Below are 15,410 nucleotides of genomic sequence, written 5' to 3' on the forward strand. Positions count from 1 at the left end.
ATGTTCAGGAATTTTGGCAAGCGAACAGAAAACGTCTCTCCTGCGGATACTGTGGTGCCGCTGTGGCCGGAGGTAGGCGCGCAGCCGCCTGGGGGCGAGCCGGAAATCAGTGAGGAAACCCGCAAGCTGACAGCCTTTCTGGAGCTGAAAAGCCGGATGCACGAAGCGGTTATCGACCGGCTGAATCTGGCGGTGATCGACAAGGTTGAGCCGGAAGAGCTGCGCCGCGAGGTGGCGGCGCTGGTCGGCGATGTTCTGGCAGAGGAGAACAACCCGTTGCGCGCGGATGAATTCCGCCGCCTGGTGGATGAGCTGATCGACGAGGTTCTGGGGCTGGGCCCGCTGGAGCCATTATTGGCGGACCCCGGCATCAACGACATTCTGGTCAATGGCCACAAGACGGTTTTTGTCGAACGCAGCGGCGTGCTGGAGCAGACGGGTGTGCGGTTCCGTGACGAAAAGCACCTGCTGCGGATTATCGACAAGGTGGTTTCGCGCGTCGGGCGCCGGGTGGATGAGAGCAACCCCTGGGTGGATGCCCGGCTGGAGGATGGCAGCCGGGTCAACGCGATCATCCGGCCCTGTGCCATCGACGGCCCGTCGCTGTCGATACGCAAGTTTGCCCGTGACCCGCTGACGCTGGAGAAGCTTGTGGCGGGCAACGCGCTGAACGGGCGTGCAGCCGCCTTCCTGCAGGCGCTGGTCGAGGCGCGGATGAATATCCTGATCTCCGGCGGCACCGGCTCCGGCAAGACCACGATGCTGAACGCGATTTCAGCGGGGATCGATCCGCGTGCACGGATCGTCACCATTGAGGATGCTGCGGAGCTGCAGCTGCAGCAGGCGCATGTGGTGCGGTTGGAAACCCGTCCGCCCAATCCGTCCGGCGGCGGTGCCGTCAGCCAGCGAGACCTGGTGCGCAACGCCCTGCGGATGCGCCCGGACCGGATCATAGTCGGCGAAGTGCGTGGTGCCGAGACCTTTGACATGCTCCAGGCGATGAACACTGGCCACGACGGTTCGATGACCACGGTGCACGCTAATTCCGCCCGCGACGCGCTGGGCCGGATCGAGCAGATGGTTTCGATGATGGGGATGGAGCTGCCGCTGCCGGCAATCCGGGCGCAGATCGCCTCCGGCTTGCAGATCATCGTGCAGCTGGCGCGGCTGTCGGACGGCCAGCGGCGGGTGATGAGCATTTCCGAACTCACCGGCCTTGAGGGGGAGGTGATCACCATGCAGGACATCTTTGTGTTCCGGCGGATGGGTAAGACCGCGGAGGGCGGCATCGCGGGCGAGTTCATTCCAACTGGCATCCGGCCGCAATGCGCTGCGCTGCTGGAGGCTGCGGGCGTTGGCTTTGACCAGACTCTGTTCCAGCCGGAGGGCGCCTGATGCTGAATGATCTGTTGAAAGAACTGCATGAATGGAACGGCCATCTGGGCGGATATGCGGTGTACTGCGGCGTGGCGGTGGGCGTTCTGCTGCTGCTGTCCGGCCTGCGGCAGCTGACCAGCCGCAAGAGCCGTTCGGTGGTCTTCCGCAGCCGCCGGATGCGGCTGATCAATCAGGGGCGCAGCGGCAGCGAGCGCCTTGCCATCCTGAAGCCGCCGCCGCGCCGCACCGGCTGGCAGCGCATTCCTGTGGCCGGTGCTCTTCCGAAGATCCTGCGCCAGGCGGATGTGCCGCTAAGCACAGGCGTGTTCTGGACCGCATGCGGCGCATTGGGGGTGCTGATCTTTCTTGCCGCGGCGGGATTTGCGGGGCTGTTGCAGGCCGCTGCGATTGCGGTCCTGGGCGGCTTTGGACTGCCATTTGCCCTGCTGATCGGGCGTCAGCGCAAGCAGATGGACAAGCTGGTTCACCAGCTGCCGGATGCGCTGGAAATGCTCGCGCGCGGGCTGAAGGTAGGCCATCCGCTGAACAACTCCATCGGCATCGCAGCGCGGGAGATGCCGGACCCGGCGGGCACTGAACTGGGCATTATCTATGATCAGGTGACCTATGGCGATGACCTGCCGGATGCGGTGCAGGAATTCGCGGACAGGACCGGCCTGGAGGATGCGCAATACCTGGCCGCCAGCATCAGCATCCAGCATGGCACCGGCAGCGACCTGTCGGTGATGCTGGAAACCCTGGCACGGGTCATCCGCAACCGGATTGCCCTGCGCCGCAAGGTGCATGCACTGGCCTCGGAAGGACGGCTGACGGCCTGGCTGCTGTCGGCGCTGCCGCTGGTGATTTTTGCCACCGTGTCGGTTCTGACACCCAGCTACTACGCCGGGGTGGCCGATGACCCGATGTTCCGGCCGATGATGGGCGCGATCGTCCTGCTGACGGTGCTGAATGCGCTGACGCTGCGCAAGCTTGTCAATTTCCGGATCTGATAGAGGAGGTTTGCCATGGAAGAGTTTGCCACACGCCTCCTGACCCAGACCGGGCTGCCGCCCGGCGCACTGGCAGCGGTTGGGGCTGCCGCTGCCGTGCTGCTCCTGTATTTCGGCGCTGCTGCCAGCCTGGCGCGGAAATCACCCGCCGCGGCACGGCTGTCGTCTCTGGGCGAGGCCCGCCGCCGCCAATCTGGCGACCTGGCGCTGCTGAAGGCTCCCGGTGCCCAGCCGGGCGGGCTGATGAAGGCCTTTGTGCCTGCCAGCCGGAGCGAACGGTCGGAGCTGGAGAACAAGCTGTCACAGGCCGGTTTTTCGCAAGAGGGAGCGCTGCGCAGGTTTACTCTGATCCGGGTTTTTCTCGGGCTGGCGGTGCCGGGGCTGCTGCTTCTGGTCATCGCCGCCGCCAAGACGCCCGGTCTGCTGCCGCCCAACCCGTTCACGGCGCAGGTGGCCGGATGGACAAATCTGCAAGTCTTTCAGGCCCTGAGCGGGCTGGTTGGGACAGGTTACTTCGGCCCGGTTTATGTGCTGAACGCCCGCGCCGCCGCCCGCCGCCGCCGGATCGAGGAGGCCTTTCCCAATGCGCTGGACCTGATGAGGATTTCAGTGGACTCCGGGCTGGGTTTCGACGCCGCGATGACCCGCGTCGGCAACGAACTGGGGCAGGTTTCGCCGGATCTGGCCTTTGAGCTGCTTAGCGTGCAGCGGCAGATTCAGGCGGGCCGCGCCCGCGGTGATGCGCTGCTGGACATGGCTGGCCGCACCGGAGTGGACACGGTCCGGTCATTTGCCAATGTTGCCCTGCAGTCGATGCAGTTTGGCACCAGCATGGCATCGGCGCTGGCGACCTATTCCGAGGACCTGCGCAGCCAGCGGGAGATGCGGGCGCAGGAAATGGCCAGCAAGCTTCCGGTTAAGATGTCGGCGGTGCTGGCCTCTCTGATGCTGCCTGCATTGGTCATGATCACCATCGGCCCGGTGGTAATCCGCTACATCCGCTTTATCGCAAGCTGATTCGAATTCCGTTTGGACAATTGCCGCAATCGGCGGCCATTGGTTCGGCGGGTCAGCTCCGGAGCACTGAATAAATCTCCTTATGGTTGCAAAAATGCGCGTTTACCTGCAATTTGCGCCAAATTCTTGACGCAATTGAAAGAGCCGGCCAGCATGGCGGGACGCAATAAGGAGATGATTGGTACGGGCGCTTGCTAAGTTACTAAAAGCGCTATGTTAAAAGTTAGTATTGCTGTGGGGGGATGCGCGTTATGGGGACCAATGCGCTATTTGACACCCACACCATTCGGGCTGCTGAGGCCGGAATGATCGCGCCAATTGCGCGATGGTGTGAGTGTTTGCACGGCTGTGCGCCTTTCAGGGACGCGTTGAGCGGACTGGCGGCGGCCATTAAGGGGGAAGCAGCTGCAATTTGCAGGGTATCGGCTGGCAAGGGCCGGGCTTCAGGATCAGTTATCTATGACAGGGCCGCGGGCAGCGGAAACGGCTTGCCATTGGAGCGCTCCTTTGCCTGCTCGGTGCTGGGCAGTTATCTGGACAAGGCCAAACCAGGGCTGATCTGGTACAAATCCATGAGCGATGAGGCGGCGGATCCGGCATTGGACCGGTTCCACAGCGATCGCAAACTGGTGGAGCTGGCGGTGATCCCGCTGTCTTCGGGCGAGCAGCACACCGATTTCCTGGAGCTGCATTTCGCAACCCGGCCTGGTGCGGTGCAGCAAGCGCTGCTGAACATCATTTCCGGCACTTTGGTGCGGACATGGACCAACCGCTCTCCCGGCCTCTATGCTGAGGCCTGCCTGAAGGAACGCCGCGTTGCCCGGAATGCCGAAGTCGCGGCGCATCTGCTAAGCATGGAAAACCCGGCCCAGCTGAGCCGCGCCGAATACCGGGTCTGCGTTCTGCTGAGCAAGGGCCAGCCGGCCAAGCGGGTGCAGTCGGACCTGGGGATCTCGAAATCGACGCTGCGCACCCATCTGCGCAACATCTACGCCAAGACACGCACCCGCAACATGAGTGAACTGGTCTATCAGCTGGTCTCGGTTGACACCTTCGCCGGCCAGACGCCGCGGCGGAGTTCTGCTGCATGACAGGCTTTGTTGAGCTGCTGCCGCTGGCTGCGGCCAGCCCGGTGCTGATCTATGCGGGGCTGGGGGACCTGCGATGCCTGCGGATTTCCAACCGCCAGATGCTGGGATTGGCAGCCGTGTTTCTGCTGACAGCACCGCTGCTGCCGCTGGCGGAAACCGGGCTGCGGCTGCTGGCTGCTGGCATTGTCTTTGCGCTGTGTTTCGCGCTGTTCTGCGGGCGGGTGCTGGCGGGCGGCGATGTCAAGATGATGGCACTGGCCATGCTGTTTGTGCCGTCTTCTGCGCTTGCCGCCTTTGGCTGGAGTTTCAGCGCTGCAATGCTCACCGTGCCCTTGGCCTTGACGCTGCTGGGCCGGACAGAGGCCGCCGCCGGCTGGCGGCAGTGGGCCTCGCTTCAGACGCCGGGGAAAATGCCGATGGGGGCGGCAATTTCCCTGGCGCTGATGCTCTTGCTGATTGTTCAGGCTGGCAGGGTCTGATCCTGAAAGGCGGCTGGCAACTTAGCGGGCAGGCGGAAACACCGCCGTCCGCTTGACCGTTCCATACACAAAACTGGTGTCGATGGAGGCAATGCCGCCGATCGGGTGGATGCGGGTGCGGATGAATTCCTCATAGGCCTCCAGGTCCGGTACCAGCACCCGCAACTGGTAATCCATCGCACCCGTCAGCACGTGGCATTCCAGCACCTCGTCGATCAGCTGCATCTTGCGTTCGAAATTCTTTACGTCCGCCTCGCCGTGCCGCTCCAGCTTGATGCGGACAAAGACGGTGATCGGCAGTCCGTAGGATTTGGCATCAACCACCGCGCTGTAGCCCTGGATCACGCCCTGGGCCTCCAGATTGCGCACCCGCCGCAGGCAGGGGGAGGGGGAGAGACTCACTGCCTCCGCCAGGTCCTGGTTGGTCATCCGGCCGTCCCGCTGCAGGGCGCGGATGATCTGGCGGTCCTTGCTGTCCATTTTGAGGTCCTGTTTGGCAGAATCTGCCAATATTTATATCTACTCAGAAATAATTCGCAATCCAATGCCGCTGAAACGGGCGGATGATGCCTGTAACAACAGACAGGAGCATCCCATGAAAACCTCCGGCGGCTTTGCCACCCGTGCCATCCACCACGCCTATGACCCGCAGGACAACGAAGGCGCGCTGACGCCGCCGCTGCACCTGACCTCGACCTTCACGTTTGAGACCGCCGAGGCCGGTGGCGAGATGTTCGCAGGCGAACGCCAGGGCCATATCTACAGCCGGATCTCCAACCCGACCTGCGACCTGCTGGAGCAGCGGATCGCTACGCTGGAAGGCGCCGAGGCGGGCCTGGCTCTCAGCAGCGGTATGGGCGCCATCACCGCGGTCCTATGGACGCTGCTATCGCCCGGTGACGAGGTGATCGTGGACAAGACGCTTTATGGCTGCACCTTTGCCTTCATGCGCCACGGGCTGGCGAAATGGGGCATCACCATCACCCATGTCGACATGACCGACATGGAAAACCTGCGCGCCGCTGTCTCGGACAAGACCCGCGTGGTCTATTTTGAGACCCCGGCCAACCCGAACATGCGGCTGGTGGACATCGCGGCGGCATCTGAAATTGCCCATGCCGCAGGCGCGCAGGTGGTGGTCGACAACACCTATGCCACCCCCTATTTGACCCGCCCGATTGAGCTGGGCGCTGATATCGTGCTGCATTCCGCCACCAAATACCTGGGCGGCCACGGCGATGTGGTGGCGGGCCTTGTCGTCGGCACCGCCGAGCAGATTGCTGAAATCCGCCTGGTCGGCATGAAGGACATGACCGGCGCAGTGATGGCGCCCTTCAATGCCATGCTGATCCTGCGCGGCCTCAAGACCCTGGCGCTGCGGATGGACCGCCACTGTGCTTCTGCCGTCACCGTGGCCGATTATCTGGCCGCCCACCCCGCGGTGAAATCGGTGTCCTTCCCGGGACACGAGAGCTTTGCCCAGGCTGATGTCGCTAAGCGCCAGATGGCACAGCCCGGCGCCATGATCGCCTTTGAGGTCGAGGGCGGATTGCAGGGCGGCATTGCCTTCATGAACGGTCTGCAGATGATCCAGCGGGCGGTATCGCTGGGCGATGCGGAAACACTGATCCAGCATCCGGCCTCGATGACCCATTCGACCTACACCCCGGAAGAGCGCGCCGAGCACGGCATCAGCGACGGGCTGATCCGCCTGTCGGTGGGGCTGGAGGATGTGGCCGACATTCTGGCCGATCTGGAACAGGCCTTGCCCGCCCCCGTGCAGCACGCCGCCGAGTAAGGAGAGAGCCATGCGCCCCGATCTGACCCACCTCAAGACCATCGAACAGCGGCTCTTGTGGCTGTCGCATTGGATGATCCACAACGCGAACCACATCCGCCCCAAGGCGGACGGGATCAAGATCGGGGGGCACCAGGCCTCTTCGGCGTCGATGGTGTCGATCATGACGGCGCTCTATTTCTCGGCGCTGAAACCGGGCGACCGGGTGGCGGTGAAACCGCATGCCTCGCCCGTCTTTCACGCGATGCAGTACCTGATGGGCAATCAGACGCGCGAGAAAATGGAGAACTTCCGCGGCTTCGGCGGTGTGCAAAGCTATCCCAGCCGCACCAAGGACGTGGATGACGTGGATTTCTCCACTGGCTCTGTCGGGCTGGGTGTCGGGATCACCGCGCTGGCCTCCATGGTGCAGGACTTCATCACCGCCAAGGACTGGGGCAAGGATGCCCGCACCGGCCGCATGGTGGCACTGGCGGGCGATGCAGAACTGGACGAGGGCAACATCTACGAAGTGCTGCAGGAGGGCTGGAAGAACGATCTGCGCAACACCTGGTGGATCATCGACTACAACCGCCAGTCGCTGGACGGCATTGTCCGCGAAGGCCTGTTCGAGCGGATCGAGAAGATCTTTGACGCCTTCGGCTGGGACGTGGTGCGGGTGAAATACGGCGCCCTGCAGCGGACCGCGTTCGAGGAGCCGGGCGGCGAAGCTCTGCGCGCCTGGATCGACGCCTGCCCGAACCAGCAGTATTCCGCGCTCACCTACATGGGCGGCGCGGTTTGGCGGCAGCACCTGATGGATGATCTGGGCGACCAGGGCGATGTCAGCGCGCTGATTGAGAAACGCAGCGATGATGAGCTGGCGGAGCTGATGGAAAACCTCGGCGGCAACTGCGTCGAGACGATGGCGGACACTTTCGCATCCATTGACCACGACCGCCCGGTCTGCTTCCTGGCCTATACGGTCAAGGGCTGGGGTACGCCGATTGCCGGCCACAAGGACAACCACGGCGGCCTGATGACCAAGGCCCAGATGACGGACTGGCAGGCCCATATGGGCGTCGCCGCAGGGGAGGAGTGGGAGCCCTTCGCCACCGTCGCCGACCCCGCCGCGCTGCAAGGCTTTCTTCGCCAGGTGCCGTTCTTTGCCGAAGGCCCGCGCCGCCATTTCGACGCGCCGCTGCCGGTGCCCGCGCTTGCCATCGACACCTCCCGCGAAATCTCCACCCAGATGGCGTTTGGCAAGATCCTTGATGATCTGTCCAAGGGGGACAGCGAGCTTGCGGCGCGGATCCTCACCACCTCGCCCGATGTGACCGGCACCACCGGGCTGGGGCCGTGGGTCAACCGGCGCAAGCTGTTTGCCCGTGAGGTGCAGCAGGATGCCTTCATCGAGCACCGCATCCCATCGACCGCGAAATGGAACTTTGCGCCGGAGGGCCAGCACCTGGAGCTGGGTATCGCGGAGATGAACCTGTTCCTGCTCTTGGGGGCCGCGGGCCTGTCGCATTCGCTGTTCGGCAAGCGGGTGATCCCCATCGGCACCGTCTACGACCCCTTTGTCTGCCGCGGCCTCGATGCACTGAATTATGCCTGCTATCAGGACGCGCGTTTCATGATCGTCGGCACCCCCTCCGGGGTGACGCTGGCGCCCGAAGGCGGCGCGCATCAGTCCATCGGCACGCCGCTCATCGGGATGTCACAGGACGGGCTGGCGGCGTTTGAGCCTGCCTTTGCCGATGAGCTGGCAGTGATCATGGAATGGGCCTTCGACTACCTGCAGCGTGACGGCGAGGGCGACCCGGATGAGCGCACCTGGCTGCGCGACGAGACCGGCGGATCGGTCTATCTGCGCCTCACCACCAGCCCGATGGAGCAGCCCGGAAAGCGCGCCGACGAGGACTTCCGCCAGGGCGCCATCGACGGCGGCTACTGGCTGCGCAAGCCGGGGCCAAACTGCGATGTTGTAATTGCCTATCAGGGCGCAGTGGCGCCGGAGGCGATCAAGGCCGCGGGCATCATCGGTGAAAGCCGCCGCGACGTGGGCGTGCTGGCGGTGACCTCTGCCGACCGGTTGAACGCGGGCTGGACCGCGGCGCAGCGGGCACGCTCGCGCGGCAACGCCGCCGCCAGGTCCCATATTGAAACGCTGATGCAGGACCTGCCGCCGCATTGCAAGGTAATCACCGTGATTGACGGCCACCCTGCGACGCTTGCCTGGCTGGGCGGGGTTGCGGGCCACCAGACCGTGCCCCTGGGTGTGGAGCATTTCGGCCAGACCGGCACCATCGGCGATCTCTACCGCCACCACGGGCTGGACGCTGCCGCCATCGTGGCCAAGGTGAACGGCCTGACCGCCGGCAAACGGGTCAGCAACGCGGTGCCGGCCGGCTGATCGCCTGGCACTGCCATAGCAGCCACGGTTCAATACAGGGGCGGCCGCGCGAAAACACGGCCGCCCTTTTGCGTTATTCCGCCACGCAGTCGGCGAAGTAATGGGTCACCCCGTCAGGGCGGGTCTCCTGCACCAGCCCGTGAATGTCGGTCTCGAAACCGGGACAGTCCCGCGCAAAAGCGCGGTTGAACTTCAGGTATTCCACGATCTTCTTGTTGAACACCTCGCCGGGGATCAGCAGCGGAATGCCGGGCGGGTAGGGGGTCACCAGGCTGGTGGTGATGCGCCCCTCCAGATCATCAATCGGCACCCGCTGGGTGGTGCGCCGTGCGATGTGGCTGAAGGCATCGCTCGGTTTCATCGCCGGGGTCAGGTCGCTCAGGTACATCTCGGTCGACAGCCGTGCCACGTTGTTTTTGGAGTACAGCGCATGCACATGTTCGCACAGGTCGCGCAGGCCCATCTGCTCATACCGCGGCTGGCTGGCGCAGAATTCCGGCATCGCGCGCGGCACGGCCAGGTTGCGGGCAAAGTCGTCCTTGAACTGCTGCAGCGCGCTCAGCAGCGAGTTCCAGCGGCCCTTGGTGATGCCGATGGTGAACATGATGAAGAAGGAATAGAGCCCGGTCTTCTCCACCACCACGCCGTGCTCGGCCAGGTATTTGGTCACGATTGAGGCCGGGATGCCCCAGTCCTCGAACCGGCCGTCCAGGTTGAGGCCCGGGGTGATGATGGTGGCCTTGATCGGGTCCAGCATGTTGAAGCCCGGCGCCATGTCGCCAAAGCCGTGCCAGCTGTCCTCGCCGCCTGCCTGCACACCGTCGGCATCGGTTTTCCTCAGCACCCAGTCTTTCGTGCTGCCGATGCCGTCCTCGGCCAGATCCTCCGGCCCCCAGACCTGGAACCACCAGTCATCGGCGCCGTATTCTTCGTCGACCTTGCGCATGGCGCGGCGGAAATCCAGGGCCTCCATGATGCTTTCCTCGACCAGCGCGGTGCCGCCCGGCGGCTCCATCATCGCCGCCGCCACATCGCAGCTGGCGATGATCGAATACTGCGGGCTGGTGGAGGTGTGCATCAGGTAGGCCTCGTTGAACAGATGCCGGTCCAGCTTGGTCTCCTCGCTGTCCTGCACCAGCACATGGCTGGCCTGGCTGATGCCCGCCAGCAGCTTGTGGATCGACTGGGTGGCATAGGTCACCGAATGCTTGGTGCGCGCCCGCTTGCGGCCCATCGCGTGATAGCTGCCGTAAAACGGGTGGAAGGCCGCATGCGGCAGCCAGGCCTCGTCGAAATGCAGGTTTTCGGTATAGCCGTCCAGCTGCCCCTTGATCACCTCGGTGTTGTAGAGCACCCCGTCATAGGTCGACTGGGTCAGCGTCAGGATCCGCGGCTTCACCGCATCGGTATCCACATCCTCCAGCAGCGGGTTGGCGCGGATCTTGGCCTTGATGCTCTCGATTTCGAATTCCGAATGCGGAATCGGGCCGATGATGCCCCAATGATTGCGGGTCGGCTTCAGGAACACCGGGATGGCGCCGGTCATGATGATCGAATGCAGGATCGACTTGTGGCAATTGCGGTCAACCACAACCACGTCGCCCGGTGCCACCGTGTGATGCCAGACCATCTTGTTGGAGGTCGAGGTGCCATTTGTCACGAAATAACAGTGATCGGCGTTGAAGATCCGTGCCGCGTTGCGTTCCGACGCCCCAATCGCGCCGTTATGGTCCAGCAGCTGCCCCAGCTCCTCGACCGCGTTGCAGACATCGGCGCGCAGCATGTTCTCGCCGTAGAACTGGTGGTACATCTGCCCGACCGGGCTTTTCAGGAACGCCACGCCGCCGGAATGCCCCGGGCAGTGCCAGGAATAGGAGCCGTCCTCGGCATAATCCAATAGCTTCTTGAAGAATGGCGGCTGGATGCTTTCCAGGTAACTCTTCGCCTCGCGGATGATGTGGCGGGCGACAAACTCCGGCGTGTCCTCAAACATGTGGATGAAGCCGTGCAGCTCCCGCAGGATGTCATTGGGCAAGTGGCGGCTGGTCTTGGTCTCGCCGTAGATATAGATCGGCACATCGGCGTTCTTCCAGCGTACTTCCTCAATGAAGGTGCGCAGGGCGACTACCGCGGGGTCCAGATCCGGTCCGGGGGTGAACTCCTCGTCGTCGATCGACAGCACAAAGGCGCTGGCGCGGGACTGTTGCTGCGCATATTGCGACAGGTCGCCATAGCCGGTGACACCCTGCACCTCGAACCCTTCGTCCTCGATGGCTTGGGCCAAGGCGCGGATGCCGGAGCCTGAGGAGTTTTCGGAACGGAAATCTTCGTCAATGATGACAATGGGAAAGCGGAATTTCATGCTGTTCTCCTGGAAGCATGCCTGATTTGACGATACAGGCTGTCCGCGCTGATGCAACGCCCGCGGCAGGGCGCAGTTCGCGTTACGCCGATCCGTAAAGGCCGCCAAGAGGCCGCGTGCAGAATTCGCTGGCTTTTGACGGGCAGATAGTTGACATTGTCAATTATCATGACCCAGACACGCTTTCACCTGCATCACTCCCTTGGCTACCAGATCACCATGCTGGCGCGTGTGATCGAACGCCGCTTTGAACAGCGCATCGCGGAACACGGGCTGACACGCGTGACTTGGTGCGTGCTGCTGGCAGTAGGGGAAGAGGGGCTGACGACCCCGTCGGAGATTGCGGATTTCATCGGCATTGACCGCACCGCCACCTCCCGCGCCCTGCGTCAGATGGAGGCGGGCGGGCTGATCACCCGCCGCAGCGGAGAGGGCGACGGGCGCTCGATCCGGGTGATGCTGACCGCTGCAGGCCAGGCGGCGCTGCAGGCGGTTCTGCCCATCGCGCAGGAGAACGCCGCGCATTTCGAGGCCAAGCTGAGCGGTGAAGAACTTTCCGAGCTGCGCCAGTCCGCCGTCAAGCTGCTGCAGGACGAGCCGCGCATCGTCGCCAAGCTGTAACTCAAAGGGGCCATCCATGGGCAAACTGTTTTCCTACCGCAACCGGCCTGTGCACCTGGGGCCGTACCCGATGGAGACCCTGACCCGGCAGGCCCAGCCGGAAGAGCTGGACGCGCTGCCGCCACAGGAGCAGGTCAGTTTCCGCCGCCCCGGTGCACCGCTCTCCATCGTCAATGCGATGCGCGACTACCAGGCGATGCTGGACGCCACCCGCGAAGGACTGGTGAAAAAGGAGCGTGCCGAGATCCCCGCCAGCCCGCAGGAGCGCACCGATCATCTGAAGGCCTTCGGCTACTTCTGCGACGCCTCTCTGGCCGGTGCCTGCGCGGTGCCTTCCGGCGCCTGGCTGGAGGCGCCGCTGGTGAACCCGGATGTGGCGGCGCTTTCGGAAACCCTGCGCAGCAAGCAGACCAAAACCTTCGCCTCCGGCATCGACGTGGTGATGGCTTCCTTGCGCGAGGCGATGCAGGCCCCGCCCGCGGACTGCCGCCACCACACGCATGCGCTGGTCTGCATCTACGAGTTCCCGCGTGATCCTGAAGCCGGTGAAGACGGCACCGACTGGCTGGCGGATGCACAGGATCAGCGCGCCTGCTTGCGGGCGGCAGAAACCGTGGTGACGCTTGCCAATTACATCCGCCTGCTGGGGTGGGAGGCGCGCGCGCATACCGGTGCCGCCAGTGATGTGCATCTGGGCCAGCTGGCGGTGCAGGCGGGGCTTGCCACCTGCGAGGATGGCGTACTGACAAACCCGTTCCTTGGCAATCGCTTCGGCATCGCCGCCGTCACCACCACCCTGGAACTGGCCGCCGATCTGCCGCTGGTGCCGGGGCAGGCGCCGGGCCTCAAATACCGGCTGGGCCTTGGTAGCCACGCCAAAAGCGCTGCCAGCCGCGACCCCTATGCCAAGCGCCGCTTCATGGACGGCCCGCACCCGTTCGAGACCCTGAAGCGGGTGGCTGACCCCACCACCTATATTGACGAGGTGAACGTGGCGCGCGTGCCAAAGCGCGCCGACATGTTCGCACGCTCCCTGTTCGGCGACCTTGGCAAAGGCCCGCAGGAAGCGGCGAAGAACGGCAACTATGTCCGCAAGTCCTCCTCCGCCTTTGCCTTCCGATCCTCGCTTGCGGCCTTCGTGCTGCTGCAGGACGGCGAGCCCGCACCGCAGGTTGACCCCAGCGCCGCCGATGCTGAACGCAACGCCGCCAACATCAAGGCTGCGGCCTATTTCCTCGGTTGCGACGCTGTGGGGATCTCACGCTGCCCTGACTGGGCCTACTACTCCCACGACGCTGCAGGCGAACCACTGGCCCCCTACCACGAAAACGCCATCAGCATCATCATCGACCAAGGCCATGAGACGATGGAGGGCGCCTCCGGCGACGACTGGATCGCCTGCGCCCAGTCGATGCGCGCCTACCTGCGGTTTTCGCTGCTGGGTGGGGTGATCGCGCAACAGATCCGCAACCTCGGCTATACCGCCCGGGTGCATTCGGTGATGGACGGCGAGGTGCTGCAGCCGCCGCTGTTGCTGCTCTCCGGCCTCGGCGAGGTCTCCCGCATCGGCGAGGTGATCCTGAACCCCTTCCTCGGCCCCCGCCTGAAATCCGGTGCCGTGACCACCAATCTGCCCATGACCCATGACAAGCCGGTAGACTTCGGCCTGCAGCGGTTCTGCGAGGCTTGCAATAAATGCGCCCGCGAATGCCCTTCCGGCGCTATCACTGCGGGCCCTAAGCTGATGTTCAACGGCTACGAGATCTGGAAATCCGACAGCCAGAAATGCACCACCTACCGGGTCACCGTGCCCGGCGGCGCCATGTGCGGCCGCTGCATGAAGACCTGTCCCTGGAACCTGGAAGGGCTGTTTGCAGAGGCGCCGTTCCGCTGGGCCGCGATGAATGTGCCCGGCAGCGCGCCGCTTTTGGCGAAACTCGACGACGCGCTGGGCAATGGCGAGGTCAACACGGCCAAAAAATGGTGGTGGGATCTGGAGATGGTGGACGAAGGACCCTATGCCCCCTCGCAGCATCTCGTGAATGCCCGCAAGCTCTCCAAAGATCTGGACTTGAAGTTCGAGGATCAGACCCTGGCGGTCTATCCGGCGCCACTGGCACCGCCGCCCTATGCCTGGCCTGCCCCGATGGACCGCGAGGCCGGGATTGCCGCCTATCAGGCCATGATCCCGGCAGCGGAGCACAAGCGCCGCCGCGCGCAGGGCCTGCCGCCGGAGCATGTCTATTCTGCCGATCAGGGTGCTACGCCGGTCATGCGGGTGCGTCTGTCGAAGGTCGAGCACGTGACGGAGGCCGTCACCAAGTATGAGTTCTCCCTCCCGGACGGTTCTCTGCTGCCGCCTGCAACAGCCGGTGCCCATATCGACGTGGTCGTCGCGCCGGAGTTCTTCCGCCAGTATTCGCTGTCGGGCGACCCGGCGGACCGCTCGAAATACCAGATCGCAGTGCTGCGCGAGGATCAGGGCCGCGGCGGTTCCAAGCTGATGCACCGCATCTTCGAGGAGGGGCGCATGGTCTTCATCTCCGAGCCAATCAACCACTTCCGGCTGGTGGAGGATGCCGCCAAATCCTACCTGATGGGGGGCGGTATCGGGGTGACGCCGATGATCGCCATGGCCCACCGCCTGCACGCGCTGGGGCGGAATTTCGAATTCCGCTATTCCTGTTCGAAAATGACGAATGCCGGCTTCCTGCAAGACCTGCAGAACTTCCCTTGGGCAGACAAAGTGCATCTGCATTTCTCCGATCAGGGCACCCGCGCAGACCTGAACGAAGTGCTGCAATACGTGCCCGGCAGCCACGTCTATACCTGCGGGCCGGAGGTCTATATGCAGGCTGTGCTGGAGGCGGCAGAAGCCAATGGCTTCCCGGAAGAGGCCCGCCATATGGAATACTTCTCGGTTCCCGAACAGCCCGAATACGAAAACCATCCCTTCACCCTGAAGCTTGCTAAATCAGGCCGGGAAATCCTGGTTCCGGCAGAGCAGACTGCCACAGAAGCGCTGGCAGACAGCGGCATCCACGTGGATGTGAAATGCTCTGACGGTATCTGCGGCGTCTGCAAGTGCGGGCTGATCTCCGGCGACGCCGAGCACCGCGACTTTGTGCTGTCGAATAAGCAGCGCGAGGGCGCCATCATCCTGTGCCAGTCCCGGGCGCAGGCGCCGGACGGGGTGCTGGAAATCGATCTCTGAGCCGCGGGGCTGGAAGGGGCGGCACAATTTTCTTGTGAAAGAAAAT

General features: G+C 63.8%; 11 protein-coding genes. 9 read left to right on the forward strand and 2 right to left on the reverse strand.

The genetic code is table 11. The features are described from left to right. The 5 genes from RA25_RS14840 to RA25_RS22170 all read left to right on the forward strand — a co-directional run bounded on the left by RA25_RS14840 (position 1) and on the right by RA25_RS22170 (position 4,974). On the forward strand, positions 1 to 1,395 hold the full coding sequence (locus RA25_RS14840) for a CpaF family protein (protein WP_241477423.1): 1,395 nt from the start codon (positions 1 to 3) through the stop codon (positions 1,393 to 1,395). Beyond that, complete coding sequence (locus RA25_RS22165; protein WP_052254259.1) at positions 1,395 to 2,387, forward strand: type II secretion system F family protein; 993 nt, start codon at positions 1,395 to 1,397, stop codon at positions 2,385 to 2,387. Before RA25_RS14840 ends, RA25_RS22165 begins: the two co-directional genes overlap by 1 nt. Before the next feature lie 15 nt (positions 2,388 to 2,402). Continuing rightward, positions 2,403 to 3,404 carry a type II secretion system F family protein gene (locus tag RA25_RS14850; protein WP_019298062.1) on the forward strand — a complete coding sequence of 334 codons (1,002 nt, stop codon included), beginning with the start codon at positions 2,403 to 2,405 and terminating at the stop codon, positions 3,402 to 3,404. A 494-nt stretch (positions 3,405 to 3,898) separates the two neighbouring features. After that, positions 3,899 to 4,495 (forward strand): helix-turn-helix transcriptional regulator, encoded by a 597-nt coding sequence (locus tag RA25_RS14855; RefSeq protein WP_039151135.1) that lies wholly within the window; start codon positions 3,899 to 3,901, stop codon positions 4,493 to 4,495. Next, complete coding sequence (locus RA25_RS22170) at positions 4,492 to 4,974, forward strand: prepilin peptidase (RefSeq protein ID WP_052254260.1); 483 nt, start codon at positions 4,492 to 4,494, stop codon at positions 4,972 to 4,974. Before RA25_RS14855 ends, RA25_RS22170 begins: the two co-directional genes overlap by 4 nt. A 21-nt stretch (positions 4,975 to 4,995) precedes the next feature. Here RA25_RS22170 and RA25_RS14865 read toward each other — a convergent pair whose 3' ends face one another. Continuing rightward, positions 4,996 to 5,454 carry an Lrp/AsnC family transcriptional regulator gene (locus tag RA25_RS14865; RefSeq protein ID WP_039173902.1) on the reverse strand — a complete coding sequence of 153 codons (459 nt, stop codon included), beginning with the start codon at positions 5,452 to 5,454 and terminating at the stop codon, positions 4,996 to 4,998. A 115-nt stretch (positions 5,455 to 5,569) separates the two neighbouring features. On the opposite strand from RA25_RS14865, the gene RA25_RS14870 reads away from it, so the two are divergent. Continuing rightward, a complete protein-coding gene (locus RA25_RS14870) occupies positions 5,570 to 6,772 on the forward strand; it encodes a methionine gamma-lyase (RefSeq protein WP_039173904.1) in 1,203 nt (400 codons plus the stop codon). Between the two features lie 10 nt (positions 6,773 to 6,782). Next, positions 6,783 to 9,167 carry a transketolase gene (locus RA25_RS14875; RefSeq protein ID WP_039173549.1) on the forward strand — a complete coding sequence of 795 codons (2,385 nt, stop codon included), beginning with the start codon at positions 6,783 to 6,785 and terminating at the stop codon, positions 9,165 to 9,167. A gap of 73 nt (positions 9,168 to 9,240) precedes the next feature. Here RA25_RS14875 and RA25_RS14880 read toward each other — a convergent pair whose 3' ends face one another. Further along, positions 9,241 to 11,529 carry an arginine/lysine/ornithine decarboxylase gene (locus tag RA25_RS14880; RefSeq protein WP_039173553.1) on the reverse strand — a complete coding sequence of 763 codons (2,289 nt, stop codon included), beginning with the start codon at positions 11,527 to 11,529 and terminating at the stop codon, positions 9,241 to 9,243. Positions 11,530 to 11,697: 168 nt separating this feature from the next. Here RA25_RS14880 and RA25_RS14885 point away from each other — a divergent pair, with 168 nt between their 5' ends. After that, positions 11,698 to 12,150, forward strand: coding sequence for a MarR family winged helix-turn-helix transcriptional regulator (locus RA25_RS14885; RefSeq protein ID WP_039151144.1), 453 nt, complete (start codon positions 11,698 to 11,700; stop codon positions 12,148 to 12,150). 16 nt (positions 12,151 to 12,166) lie between these two features. Beyond that, positions 12,167 to 15,364: a 2Fe-2S iron-sulfur cluster-binding protein gene (locus RA25_RS14890; RefSeq protein ID WP_039173557.1), complete on the forward strand. Its 3,198-nt coding sequence runs from the start codon at positions 12,167 to 12,169 to the stop codon at positions 15,362 to 15,364. The last annotated feature ends 46 nt before the right edge of the window (positions 15,365 to 15,410 follow it).

The sequence above is a fragment of the Leisingera sp. ANG-S5 genome, from assembly GCF_000813925.1.
Taxonomy (GTDB): Bacteria; Pseudomonadota; Alphaproteobacteria; order Rhodobacterales; family Rhodobacteraceae; genus Leisingera.

Coding starts and splice junctions, on each gene's coding strand:
- RA25_RS14840 (WP_241477423.1), top strand. CDS start 1: ATGTTCAGGAATTTTGGCAAGCGAACAGAAAACGTCTCTCCTGCGGAT.
- RA25_RS22165 (WP_052254259.1), top strand. CDS start 1,395: ATGCTGAATGATCTGTTGAAAGAACTGCATGAATGGAACGGCCATCTG.
- RA25_RS14850 (WP_019298062.1), top strand. CDS start 2,403: ATGGAAGAGTTTGCCACACGCCTCCTGACCCAGACCGGGCTGCCGCCC.
- RA25_RS22170 (WP_052254260.1), top strand. CDS start 4,492: ATGACAGGCTTTGTTGAGCTGCTGCCGCTGGCTGCGGCCAGCCCGGTG.
- RA25_RS14865 (WP_039173902.1), bottom strand. CDS start 5,454: ATGGACAGCAAGGACCGCCAGATCATCCGCGCCCTGCAGCGGGACGGC.
- RA25_RS14870 (WP_039173904.1), top strand. CDS start 5,570: ATGAAAACCTCCGGCGGCTTTGCCACCCGTGCCATCCACCACGCCTAT.
- RA25_RS14875 (WP_039173549.1), top strand. CDS start 6,783: ATGCGCCCCGATCTGACCCACCTCAAGACCATCGAACAGCGGCTCTTG.
- RA25_RS14880 (WP_039173553.1), bottom strand. CDS start 11,529: ATGAAATTCCGCTTTCCCATTGTCATCATTGACGAAGATTTCCGTTCC.
- RA25_RS14885 (WP_039151144.1), top strand. CDS start 11,698: ATGACCCAGACACGCTTTCACCTGCATCACTCCCTTGGCTACCAGATC.
- RA25_RS14890 (WP_039173557.1), top strand. CDS start 12,167: ATGGGCAAACTGTTTTCCTACCGCAACCGGCCTGTGCACCTGGGGCCG.